Annotated in this window: 2 protein-coding genes; both read left to right on the top strand. The window is 47.1% G+C overall.

The features are described from left to right. Nucleotides 1-3,639: Ig-like domain-containing protein (locus HPC40_RS08980; RefSeq protein WP_208119162.1), on the top strand; the 3,639-nt coding region annotated here is incomplete at its 5' end. A gap of 412 nt (nt 3,640-4,051) precedes the next feature. Then, a partial coding sequence (locus tag HPC40_RS08975; protein WP_208119161.1) for a YadA-like family protein occupies nt 4,052-14,647 on the top strand: 10,596 nt, incomplete at its 3' end.

The raw sequence follows: 14,647 nt of genomic DNA, 5'->3' as shown, positions 1-14,647 counted from the left end.
TCAAAAGGTGGTGATGACCACAAAGACACCACCCCACCTGCTGCCCCAGAGGTAAAAGCAGAAGACGACGGCTCAGTAAGCATTACGCCACCCAAAGATGATGACACCAAAAAAGTGACCATCGAATACACCGACGAAGACGGCAAAGAACACACTTCAACTGTGACCAAAGGCGACGATGGAAAATGGACGACAACCGATCCCAACCTCAACGTTGACCCAGATACAGGCAAAACCACCATTCCTGCCGACAAAGTCAAAGACGGCAGCGAAGTAACAGGTACAGCTACTGACGACAGCGGCAACGTTAGCGATCCAGCAACAGATACCGTTAAAGACGTCACCCCACCTGCTGCCCCAGAGGTAAAAGCAGAAGACGACGGCTCAGTAAGCATTACGCCACCCAAGGATGATGACACCAAAAAAGTGACCATCGAATACACCGACGAAGACGGCAACAAACACACCTCAGTAGTAGAAAAAGGTGATGATGGCAAATGGACCACGACTGATCCCAACCTCAACGTTGACCCAGATACAGGCAAAACCACTATTCCTGCCGACAAAGTCAAAGACGGCAGCGAAGTAACAGGTACAGCTACTGACGACAGCGGCAACGTTAGTGATCCAGCAACAGATACTGCTAAAAATAATAATGATAGCGACGCAGACGCTGATGCAGACGCTGATGCTGACGCCGATGCAGACGCAGATGCCGACGCCGACGCCGATGCTGATGCTGATGCTGATGCTGACGCCGATGCTGACGCTGATGCTGACGCCGACGCTGATGCCGATGCAGATGCTGATGCTGACGCTGATGCAGATGCTGATGCTGACGCCGATGCTGACGCTGATGCCGATGCAGATGCCGACGCAGATGCCGACGCCGATGCTGATGCTGATGCCGATGCAGATGCAGATGCTGATGCAGACGCCGATGCTGATGCAGATGCCGATGCTGATGCAGATGCCGATGCAGATAAAGATGCCCCAGCTGCGCCAACAGTGACTGCCCAAGATGACGGCTCAGTGACCATTGACCCACCAAAAGACGACGACACCAAAAAAGTTGACGTGAAATACCCAGGTGAAGACGGTCAAGACCACACGGTTACCGTAGAAAAAGGCGACGACGGCAAATGGAAAGTGACCAACCCAGATGAAAACCCAGGTGTCACCGTTGACCCGGACACAGGCAAAGTCACCATTCCAGAAGACAAAGTCAAAGACGGCGGCGAAGTGACTGCCAAAGCAACCGACGAAGCCGGCAACACCGGTGACGAAGGCAAAGACAACGCTAAAGACGTAACCGCACCAAAAGCACCGACAGTTGAAATCGCAGGTGGCGACGACGAATTGACACCAGACGAAGTTTCAGACGGCGTTAAAGTGAAGGTAACGTTTGACACCACAGACGACAAAACCGCACCAAAAGCCGGTGACAAAGTGGTGATTGAAGGTCCAAATGGCTTCAAAGAAGAGAAAGTGCTCACTGATGAAGACATCAAAAACGGTGTTGAAGTGACCATTCCAAAAGACAAATTGCCAGAAAGCGGCAAAGTGGAAGTGACAGCCAAAGTGACCGACAAAGCAGGCAACGAAAGCCCGGAAGGCAAAGATGATGCCACCTTAACCGGTGCCACGCCAGAAAACCAAGCACCTGTGGCACAGCCTGATACTGGTGAGGGTTCATTTGACAAACCTGCGAAAGGCAATGTGTTAGACAATGACAGCGACCCTGATAATACAGGCGAGTTGAAAGTGACGGGCGGTAAGGTAACCGTTGGTGGTAAAGAGCAAGCGATTCCTGTAGATCAGGAAACGACGATCACCGACGCTGAGGGCAACCCGATTGCTAAGGTAACTTTGAATGAAGATGGCTCATACACCGTTACGCCTGAAAAAGGCTATCGCGGCGAAATCCCAGAGATTACCTACACCGTAACCGATGGTGACAAAGAGAGCACATCAACCTTGACCATCACCAACACGAACCCTGCGAATGAGGCACCGACGGCAACGCACGATGACTTCAGTGGTTCAACCGAAGAGCCAGCCAAAGGTAACGTGTTAGATAACGACAACGACCCTGACGGTGCGAACAGTGATCCGAAACAAGATCTCGAAGTGAGCAAGATCACTGTGGGCGGTGAAGACGTGCCAGTGGGTGAAAAAACCACCATTCGCAACAGCGATGGCGAAGACGTCGGTACATTAACCATCGGCAAAGATGGAGCGTTCGAGTTCACGCCAAAAGAGGGCTACACAGGTGACATTCCTGAAATCACCTACCAAGTCACCGACAAAGACGGTGCAACGGCGGAAAGCACCATTACGGTAACCAACAACAATGTTGACCCTAATGCACCGCCTGCGAAAATTGACATTGATGAAATCGCTAATGAGCAACAAGGGCGTTTCGACCACGACGATTATGGGCAAATTAACCAAGTGGACAAAGAAAACGGCTTTAACATTGGCGGCTCAACCGACGTTGAAAATGGTCAAAAAGTTACCGTAACCATTAAAGACGGCAACGATGTAGTGTGGACAGGCACAACCACCGCCCAAGATGGCAGATGGTCTGTGAATGTACCTGAAAACCAAGATTGGATTCAAAATGGCAAGTCGTACAGTGTAACCGCTGAAACCACCAACCAAAGCGGTGGCAAAGCGTCTGACACCGACCGCACTGCGCCAACCAATTTAGAGACCCATATCGTGGAAGGTATCAACCGTCTCACTGTGGATATCTCGGAAAATGTAGGTCCGAACAACCCAGGTGGTGAAATTGTTGGCGGTGGTAGTATCAATGACCCAAATAAATACAATGGTCAAGAGCAAAAAGATACGCCAGATTCACAATGGAAAACCACCAACGGCGATGACTACATCATTATCACAGGTAGCATCGACACAGGTCCAGGCAATGGTGAACTGCATGTGGATACAGGCGACGGACGTGACTACATCACCGCCAGCTTTGTGGACGGCACCTACGGCACCGTTACCATCAACACAGGTGCTGATAAAGATGTGATCAACATCTATCGACCAGGTGAAGCCCTGATCCGTGGTGGTAACATTGATATGGGTACTGGCAACGATGAGTTGACCGTAGTAGACAGCGGCCTACAATCCACAACCGTGAACATGGGCGAGGGTGATGATATTATGAGCGTCGGCTACCTTGGTAACGGTAACGTAATCAATATGGGTAGTGGTAACGATACGGTTATCATCACGGGTACAACCCAAAATGGAGCAGGTACAGGCGACAACCCAGGCAGAATTGATTTCGGCGATGGCGATAAAGACTTGCTCATTATCACCGCAGACAATCATGATGGACAAGGTCAAAGCCAATACGGTGCAACGCTGTTTGAAAACCTAGAATTGCTTGACCTTGAAGGAGCGGGCAACCAAGTCAACCTGTATCAATACACAGGCAATGGCTTGCAAATTTTCGGCAGCACAGGTGACGGTCCTAGAAATGCTATTTTAGGGGTGGATAAATCCTCTAAAGGCGCGCAACACACGATTCAGACCGACAATGGTGACATCACTGCGTATGAATACACCACTGAAGGCGGTGGTCATGTGTACATTGCTGAAAACTTGGAAGGCATCATCTAATCGTGATGACAATAAAAACCCACTTCGGTGGGTTTTTTTATGCCGTCTGAAAACCGCATTTTTGATTGAAAGTGCGGTCAGCGTTAAGTAAAGGGTGAAATGTGATCGAAATCACAGAATTACAAAAAGAGTTTTGTCATTAAGTTAAAATAGTTTCAATAGAAAATGACGTTTTTTTCTTAATCATTGGAATTTGTTATAAAAAATAAATTGTAAATATTTGTCATCAATTGTTTTTTTTTTTGATGTCAAGTTTTGTACATTTCTTGGTTGAGTTGTATCCGAAATGGTGTTTTAATAGCGACAATTCTCTAATTTCGGAGAGTTGTCCCTATGGTTGTCACACACGTTTGTGCATAAGAGCCGCTCTCCAAAAAAGTCATACAATTCAACGAGTAACAAGGAAAATCCAATGAATAAGATCTTCAAATGTATTTATAACCAAGCCACTGGCACATTTGTTGCAGTTTCAGAATTAGCCCGCAGCAAAGTGATAAAATCCTCCTCAAGTAACACCAGCAACACCTCCCCACAACAAACATCTGGAATCTTATTCAAACTCTCCGCCCTTTTTGCCTCCATCTTGACCGCACTTTCAGCTAACACCGCATTTGCGGCGGATGTGGCGGTTCAAAATAATGCGGGCGATCATAAGACAGTCGTCGTCAATGGCGGTACAGACGCACAAGCCAATAGTGCAGGTGGCATTGCCGTTGGCGGAAGCGCCAATGCGGTAACCAATGGATCTATCGCCATTGGTGGTGGTGCTGTAGCAGGACAAGAAAATGCAGCTTGGCAAGGTGTGACGATTCCAGTTTCTGCATCGTTCACCTACCAAGGTCAACAGTATAATCTCGTAGAAGGAAAGTCTTTTGCAAATGAGAAAGAGTACCAAGCCTTCTTGAACCTGCCACGTGGCTCAAAGTTGACCGTCAGTGGAGGGGACGCTACTAAAGCAAATCTACTAGCCAATGATTTTATTAGAAGCCACCAAGGGCATATGTATAACATTGCTATCGGTGAACAGGCAGCTGCTCGGGGCGGTCGTAATGTTTCCATCGGTGAGCATGCAGGGGCTGCTAAAGGTGATAGTTGGGATCAAAAATTCCACGACAAGGAACTTGAAAAAGAAATCATCGCCGATAACTGGAATATTCATAATGTAAACCTTGGAACTTATGCTGGTGCAAACTCGAAAAAAGATTACAGTGTAGCAATCGGTTATCAAGCGGGTGCTTTAAGTGAAGCTGTGGCGAAAGAGCAACGCAGCATTCATAATGGTGCAGATTATGGAGGTCGCAGCCCAAGCGTATTGATTGGTAAAGAAGCAGGTAAAGACAGCATTACCTACGGCACAGTGGCAATTGGTAATGGCGCCGGTGTTGGTATGCGTTTGAACACCAGCATTAGTGATGTTGAAAAACGCGATAGCAAGAGCAATGTTTTCCTTGGTACAAGCGCTGGGGCTGGTGTGAAAACCAATAACGGTTTTGTTGATCATGCTCCGGCTAATGGCGCAGGTAGCAATATCGGGATCGGTACAGGTGCATTACAAACCTCAGTGGGTGACGCAAACATTGCGATGGGGATTAAAGCAGGATCGAAAATTAATGGTGATGAAAATACCGTCATCGGTAACTTTGCTATCGCCGGGGGAGACTGGAAGAGTTTTACTCGCAACATAGTTCTCGGTAACCAAGCGACCATTGCCTCAGGTTCTGGCACGGAAACTTGGGATAAAAACGTTATCATCGGGGACTTCGCTAATGGTAACTCTACTGGCTTTAACATGAAGCGAGCCGTTGTTGTTGGTGGTAGCTCTCATGTTCGAGCAGACTTCGGTACCGTTGTCGGTGCAGGCAGTGTAGTAGATGTGAATGCAATCAATGGTACTGCTTTAGGGGCAGGCTCTTTGGTCAAATCGGCAGGTGTGAATGGCATCGCCGTAGGTAAAGGTGCGACGGTTGAGGCAAAAGACGCTATCGCAGAAGGTACAAGTGCGGTTGCCTCAGCGGAATCAGCGATTGCGATTGGTAATGGTGCAAAAGCGAAAGGCGAAAAATCCATCTCCATCGGTACGGGCAATGAAGTAACGGGGGCGAAATCCGGCGCCATCGGTGATCCAAGCACGGTATCTGGCGCAGGTTCGTACGCGATTGGTAATAATAATACGCTGCCCAAAGATAATACCTTTATTCTTGGCAATGGCGTGACAGCGACTCAACCGAATAGTGTCATCTTAGGGAACGAATCTGCTGACAAAGAAGCGAAAGCTGTCACCACTGCAGAAGTGAATGGCATTAACTATGGTGGTTTTGCTGGTACAGGGAAGGCTTCCTATGGCGTAGTCAGCGTGGCAAAAGCAGGGGCAGAACGTCAAATCGTCAATGTAGCACCTGGTGAAATTTCTGCGTCTTCCACGGATGCTATCAATGGTTCCCAATTGTGGAATGTGTTAGAGAAAGGTGGCATTACCTTTAAAAATACAGGTAGCAAAGGTGAGTCAGGTGGCGAGCAATCCAGCTTCGTTAAATTTGGCGATACGGTAACATTGGAAGGTGATGGCGATGTGCAAGTGCTATTTGATAAAGATTCAAATACCTTCACGATTGCCAGCCATGTTGAACCAGGTTTGGGTAGCTTTAGTGTTGATGGCGATAACTCAAACGCATTGACGATTGATAGCGAAAATCCAAGCTTGAATATCAAAGGTGATGAAAGCCTAATCGAAACCGTATCTGATGGTAGCAATACAGTAAACATCAAAGCAACCGACAAATTGAAAAGTGCGGTCACTCAGGTTGAAGCCAACAAAACTAATATTGAAGGCAATAAAACTAATATTCAAAATAACGCCAATGAAATCGCCAAAGGCACGAAATACGCAGGTGATTATAAATCTGATAATGCGAAAGCCAACGAATTCGCTCGCCCATTAGGTGAAGTAACCAACATCAAAGGTGGCAAAGCCTCAAAAGATGATTTAACTGACGGCAATATTGGGGTTGAATCTGACGGTGAGAGCACCCTAACCGTGAAACTGGCTAAGAAAATCAATCTTGGCGACGGCGGTGAAGTGAAAATGACCAACGACGCAGGTGACGAAGTAACCTTAAATGGTGACGGCTTGGTTGTGTCACCGAAAGTATCAAGCGGCAATCAAACACCAATCAAAATTACCAAAGACGGCATTGATGCTGGTAATCACAACATTACCAACCTTGCCTCAGGTGGTGATACAGACAGCAACGCTGCCAACATCGGCGACGTAAAACGCATTGCGAAAGCTACTCAGCCAGTGGTGAAAGGTGCTAAACAAGCGACAGTGTCTACTAAAGAGAATAATGGCGTTATTGAATATACCGTGAGTGCAACAAAGACGACGGTTGAAAAAGGCAGCGATGCTGTGAACGTCACTGCCGAAGCTGAAACGCCAGAAGGCATCTTAAATTACAAAGTAGACCTTGCAAAAACCACTAAAGACAACATCCAAAAAGGCGTAGACGCTGATACCGCGGTTAAAACTAAAGGTATTGCATTTGGCGGCGACGCTGGCACTGTGGTGACCAAAAAACTTGGCGAACAAGTGGATGTGAAAGGTGGCATTACCGATGAAGGTAAAGTGACCACTGGCAACATTGGCGTGTTTGCAGATGGGGCTAGCACATTGAACGTGAAACTTGCCAAAGACTTGACAGGATTAACAAGTGCGGTCTTTGGGGATAGCACCACTATTAATGGTGATGGCGTAACCATCAAAGACGGTCCAAAAATTGTCAAAGACGGTATTGATGCAGGTGGCAAAAAAATCACAGGTGTAGCTGAAGGTACAGATGGCACAGATGCTGTAAACCTAGATCAGTTGAATAAAGCCATCAAAGGCGCAACGCCAAATGTGGGTAAATTCGGTTTAACATCTGATGATGGTAAGGCTGTTCAGAAAGATTTAGATAATACCATCTCTGTAAAAGGTGATGACAACATTACCACGAGCACGATTGCAGATGATGGCATTAAAGTATCCCTTAATAAAGATGTCAATCTTGGGGATGACGGTTCCGTAACGACTGGTTCTACCGTGATTAACAAAGACGGTGTAACCACCCCGAAAGTGACCACTGGCGATACTGTGGTAGAAAGCGGAAAAGTAACAGGTCTCGATCCACGCAATCCTGTAACGAACAAGTCGGATTATGGTACAGGCGAGAATGCTGGTCGTGCCGCAACGGAAAGTGCGGTTAAAGCCGTTGATGATAAAGTAAATACAAACACGACGAATATCGCAGGTAATACAACTAAAATCACGGCATTAGAAGAAGGCTGGACAGTGGACGTTGGCAATGAGGGTACTGGTCAAGTGACCTCTACCACCAATGCAAAAGCCGTTAAAGCGGGCGAGACCGTGAAGGTGCAAGCTGGCGACAATATGGCGGTGAAATTGGCGGATAAAACTATCACCCTTGCCACAAAAGATGAAGTGACCTTCAAAAAAGTGACCATCAAAAATGGCGACAACAGCACCGATTTGACATCAACCGCAGATGGTCTTGACGTCGGTGGTGATAAAATCACTAACGTTGCCGACGGTAACATTGCAAAAGACTCTAAAGACGCTGTTAATGGCGGTCAGTTGAATGATGTGAAAACGGTAGCAGATTCGGCTCTTCAATCTTGGGATGCTAAAGTGAACGGTGAAGTGGCGAAAACCGTTAACAAAGACAGCAATAACGTGAACTTTGTGAATGGCGACAATATTGTCATCAGCAAAGAAGGCAACGGTGATATCAAAGTTTCTACCAGCAAAACGCCAACCTTTGATAGTGGTACGGTAAATAATGCGGGTAATAACAACTATATCACCGAAGGCAATAAAAATATTGTCAACGGTGGCGATGTGTATAACGCCATCCAAGCGTCCGCTTACAAATATAAAGGGGACAATGGGGATGTAACCATTAGCCGCACACCGAAAGAGACTCTTTCTGTACTCGGTGGCGCAACCGACATGACCGAAAATAACATCGGCACTGTAGGCGATGCAGGCGGTTCTATCACCGTGAAATTGGCGAAAAACCTCACTAAACTAGGCAGCGTGGCAATCGAAAACGGTCCAACTATCAATAGTGATGGCATTAACATGGGCGACAAGCCGATTACGAACATGTCTATGAACACAACCCCAGATGATAAAGATGCCGTTAACGTGGAATATTTGAAAAACTATGTGAAAAATAATACCGCTGACGGTACGATGTCTTCTTTCAATGTGGCGGATAAAACAACCACAGCGAGAATTGAAAATGCTGAAACTGTCACATTTGTTGATGGCGATGGAACTGTTGCGAAAGTAACCGATAAAGGCAATACCGCTGGTGCTGATGTCACATTTGATCTTTCTGAACAAACTAAGAAAGATATCAAAGACGGTAAAGATGCTAAAGAGGCTGTTGACAATAAAGGCTTAACCTTTGCGGGCGACAGTGGCAAATCTGGCGTTAAGAAACTTGGCGATGAAGTGAAAGTGACAGGTGATAGCAACATCACCACCAAAGGGGTTGATGGCGGCATTGAAATCGCCTTGAATAATGAGGTTAACTTGACCGAAGCGGGTTCCTTGACTATCGGCGACACAGTGGTGAATAAAGAGGGTGTGACCACACCGAAAGTGACCACTGGCAAAACCACTGTTGAAGCGGGCAAAGTGATGGGGCTTGATGACCGTAAACCAGGTGATAGCAATATCACAGATTACGGCACAGGCGACAACGCAACCCGTGCAGCTACTGAGGGCGCAGTTAAGAAAGTCAGCGATGATGTGAATGCGGTGGATACCAAACTCGCTAACGCAAAATTTGGCTTGACAGCAGCCGACGGCAAATCCGTTGAAAAACCGCTCAATGGAAAAATTGAAGTGATTGGTGCTGATGACAATATCACTACGAAAGTGGCAGACGGCAAAGTTCAAATTGAGCTGGCGAAAACGCTTGACCTTGGAAACACAGGCTCTGTCACTATGGGGGATACAAAAGTATCCAATGACGGCTTGACTATTACAAACGGTCCTTCTGTGAAGAAAGATGGTATTGACGCTGGTAATAAGAAAATCACCAATGTTACTGACGGCGCAATTGGTCCAAACAGCAAAGACGCTGTTAACGGCAGCCAATTACACGCTACTAACACTCGTGTGGATACATTGGAAAGTGGTTGGAACTTAACTACTGGCGAAGATGGCGGTAAAGCTGAAGGTACAACTGTTGCAGCTATCAAAGCGACTAACACTGTTACCGTGAAAGCGGGTAAAAATATCGCCATTAAACAAGCAGGCAAAGATATGACAATCGCCACTGCGAAAGAGGTGGAATTTGATAAAGTCACTACTGGTCCTGTTGTGATCGATAAAGATGAAGGCATCAATGCGGGTAACAAGCAAATCAAAGGTGTTGCTGCGGGTACTGACGACACAGACGCTGTTAACGTTAAACAGTTGAATGACGCGGTGGGTGCTGGATCTTACAACTTCACTGTATCTGATAAAGACGGTGCTAAAAGTGCGGTTGCCAAAGGCAAAGATGTGAAGTTTGTCGGTGCGGACGGTGTAACCGTAAAACGCACAGGCGACGCCAACGAAGACCAAAAATTTGAAATTGGTTTAGATAATGAAGTCACTGTTGGCAAAGATGGCAAACCAGGCAAAATCGGCGTAGCGGGCGAAAACGGCAAAGACGGTGTCGCTATCGACGGTAAAGACGGCGGTACTATCGTTGTTGGCGGCGAAGATGGTAAAGCCGGTAAAGACGGCGTTGACGGTAAACCAGGTGTAGCCTTAAATGGTAAAGATGGTTCCATCGGTCTTACTGGTAAAGATGGTAAATCCACCATCACCGTAGCTGCTGGCAAACCAGGTCTTGATGGCATCGGCGCAAACGGTAAAGACGGTGCGGACGGCAAAACCGAGACTCGCATTGTTTACACCGATAAAGCAGGCAACCCACAAGAAGTGGCGAACCTCAATGACGGCTTGATGTTCCAAGGGAACAACACCGACAAAGACGTTATCAAGAAAAAACTGAACACCGTGATGACCATCAAAGGTGAGAATGCGGGTACGTCTGTATCGGGTGCCAATATGTACGTTGAGAACAATGGCACTGACCTTATCGTGAAAATGGCCAAAGATTTGACCGAGCTGGATACGGTTACTGTTGGTAGTGGTGATAATGCGACCAAGATTGATGGCAATAACGGCAATGTAACCGTTGGCGGCAGCGATGGTACGAAGATCGAAAAAGGCAAAATCACAGGCTTAGATGCACGTGATCCTGCTAGCAATGCAGCAGATTACGGCGTTGGTGATAATGCCAACCGTGCAGCGACTGAAAGTGCGGTTAAGAAAGTGAGTGATAAAGCTGGCGATAACGCAACTAATATTGCCAAAGGCTTAGATTTCTCTGGTGATTACGGTGTGGCTGATACCAACACGTTCAATCGTAAATTAGGACAAGAAACCAAAGTGGTTGGCGGAGCTGAAAAAGCAGACTTGACCGATAAAAATATCGGAGTGGTATCTAACGGCATTGACACTTTAACAGTGAAATTGTCGAAAAACCTAACTGATCTTGAAAAAGTCACTTTCGGTCCGAAAGATGGTGATCCAACATCGACAGTGTCGATCGGCAAAGATGGCGTAAATGCTGGCGGTAAAACCATCACCAACGTGAAAGCTGGTGAGAAAGGCACTGATGCTGTTAATAAAGATCAGTTAGAGAAAGCCATTTCCGACAACGCTTATGGTTTCACTGTATCTGACAACGGAACTGATAAGAAAGCCGTTGTCAAAGGCAAAGATGTGGCATTCAAAGGTGCTGACAAAGGTGGCATTGTGGTTACTCGCTCAGGTGAAGACAACGCAGACCAAACCTTTGAATTCAAGCTGGATAAAGACGTTACCGTGGGCGATGACACCAACCCTGGCACTATTACTGTAAAAGGTAAAGATGGCAAAGATGGTGTTTCCATCAAAGGTGAAGACGGCTCAATCGGTTTAGCTGGTAAAGATGGTGCCAACGGCAAATTGACAGTGGGTAAAGGTGCTGACGGTCTTGACGGTAAGAATGGCAAAGACGGCAAAGACCGCCTGAAAGTCAACGATGAAGATGTCGCTACACTTAACGACGGCTTGAAATTCCAAGGCAATAAAGGTGGTGAGATTGCTAAAAAACTCAACGAAACCTTATCCATCAAAGGTGCTTTGGCTGACAATAAAGAAGCCTCTGCTGCCAATATCCGTGTGGATAATGATGGAGGCGAACTCATCATTAAACTTGCCAAAGAATTGCAAGACTTGGATAAAGTGGTAGTTGGCGGCAAAGATGGCGTACCAGGTAAAGACGGTACACCAGGCGTTGCGCTCAACGGTAAAGACGGCTCAATCGGCGTGGCGGGTAAAGACGGTGCGAATGCTGACATCACCACTAACAAAGGCCCTGCTTTCTTAGGTGGCAAAGGTGATGATGGCAAAGATGGCGCAGACGGCACTCGCATCACTTACCAGCCAAAAGACAAAGACGGCAACCCAGTTGGCAATCCAAAACAAGTGGCTACCATGGATGATGGTATCGCTTACACAGGCGATGTCGGTGCAGCCAATGTTAAGTTGAATAAGATCACCAATATCACTGGTGGTGTGAAAGACGAAACGAAATTGTCTGATAACAATATTGGCGTAGTGGCTAAACAAAATGGTGAAAATGCGGACTTGACTATCAAACTTGCGAAAAACCTTTCTGACCTTGATAACGTGGTCTTTGGCAAAGCCAAAGATGATGGTACGGCAAAAGATCCGAAAACCACCGTGTCTATCGGTAAAGATGGCGTGAATGCGGGTGGTAAGCAAATCACTAATGTAGCCAGTGGGTTAGATGGTACTAAACTTGCTGATGCGACAGGTGATATGTTGACTAATGCAGCCAATATTGGCGATTTGCAAAGTGCGGTCAACAACATCACTGACGCTGCTAAAGGTGGTGGTTTTGGCTTGACTGATGATAATGGCACCAAAGTTACTCAAAATTTGGGTAAACAAATTCAAATTAAAGGTGTTGACGGCATCACCGTAACCGCTAAAGACGCTGATAAAGATAATAGACGTTTAGAAATTGGTTTGAGTAACGACTTGACTGTCGGTAAAGACGGCAAAGACGGCTCAATCGGTGTGAATGGCAAAGACGGCAAACCAGCTGTGGCCATTAACGGTAAAGATGGCGGTTCTATCGTGGTTGGCGGTAAAGATGGCGTACCAGGTAAAGACGGTACACCAGGCGTTGCGCTCAACGGCAAAGACGGCTCAATCGGCGTGGCGGGTAAAGACGGTGCGAATGCTGACATCACCACCAACAAAGGCCCAGCTTTCTTAGGCGGCAAAGGCGATGATGGCAAAGACGGTAAAGACGGTAAAGACGGTACTCGCATCACTTATCAGCCTAAAGACAAAGACGGCAACCCAGTTGGCGATCCAAAACAAGTGGCTACTATGGATGACGGCATTGCCTACAAAGGTGACCAAGGTGAAGCCAATGTGAAGCTCAACAAAGTAACCAGCATCGTTGGCGGTGCAACAGGTGAGTTGGCTGATGGCAATATCGGCGTGGTGGCTGATCAAGATGGCGACAATGCTAAATTGACAGTAAAACTAGCCAAAGACTTGAAAGGCTTGAATTCAGTTACAACCACTGATGCTGCTGGCAATACCACTGTTGTTAACGGCGGTGGCGTTAGCATCACTGGCACCAACGCTGAAGGCAAACCAAGCAATGTAAGCCTTACTGCCAACGGTTTAGACAACGGTGGTAACAAAATTACCAATGTAGCTGATGGCGATATTTCACCGACCTCTAAAGACGCTGTGAACGGTAGCCAGTTAGTAAAATATGTCAACGAGAATTCTGGTTGGAATATTTCTACTAACGGTCAAGACCAAAGTGCGGTTAAACCGAATTCAACAGTAGATTTCGGTAGTGCAGATGGTTCTATCGGTGTAAGCAAGAAAGTTGAAAACGGCGTGACTAAAGTCGACCTTGCCCTTGGCAACGATGTTAATATCGGCGGTCCAGGCAAAGACGGCAAAGATGGTGCTGACGGTAAATTGGCTGTGAATGGCAAAGACGGTAAAACGGGTGTTGTTGTAAATGGCAAAGATGGCACAATCGGCTTAACGGGGCCTGCTGGTAAAGACGGCAAAAATCCTAACGCCGTTATTGGTGTGAAAGATGGCGCACCAGGCCTTGATGGCAACGATGGTCAAAATGGCGAAAGCAAAACGCGCGTAGTGTACACAAAACCAGATGGTAATGTGGAAGAAGTGGCAACCTTGAACGACGGCGTGAAATACGAAGGTGACCAAGGTCAAGCCGCTGTTAAACTCAACCAAACCACGAAAGTGGTGGGTGGCGCGAAAGGCGAGCTGACTGACGGCAACATCGGTGTTGTAGCAAGCCAAGAGGGTAAAAATGCTAAACTGACTGTCAAACTGGCGAAAGACCTTAAAGGCTTGAATAGCGTTGAAGCGAACAACGTTACCGTGAAACAAGGCGGCAACTTGAAAGTGGAAAACGGTGCCAATGTTGACATGGGCGGCAACCAAGTGAAAAATATCGCCAGCGGCATTAGCGGTAAAACTTACCGTGATCCGAAAGATAACAACGCTGCGAACATTGGCGATGTGAAGGCGATTGCAAATCAAGCCGTTGCACCACTTCATAAACGCATTGGTGACGTTGATAAACGTGCAAGTGCGGGTACCGCGTCAGCGATGGCAGCAGCGGGGCTTCCTCAAGCCTACTTGCCAGGGCATTCAATGGTAGCCGTAGGCGCGGGAACACACCGCGGTCAAAATGCGATTGCAGTTGGTGTGTCACGCATTAGTGATAGCGGACACGTTGTTATTAAACTCAACGGTGCGACTAATTCGAAAGGCGACACCAGCGGTAGTGTTGGCGTAGGCTATCAA

The sequence above is a fragment of the Spirabiliibacterium falconis genome, assembly GCF_014885015.1.
Lineage (GTDB): Bacteria > Pseudomonadota > Gammaproteobacteria > Enterobacterales > Pasteurellaceae > Spirabiliibacterium > Spirabiliibacterium falconis.
This window is presented reverse-complemented; position numbering and strand designations above follow the sequence as displayed.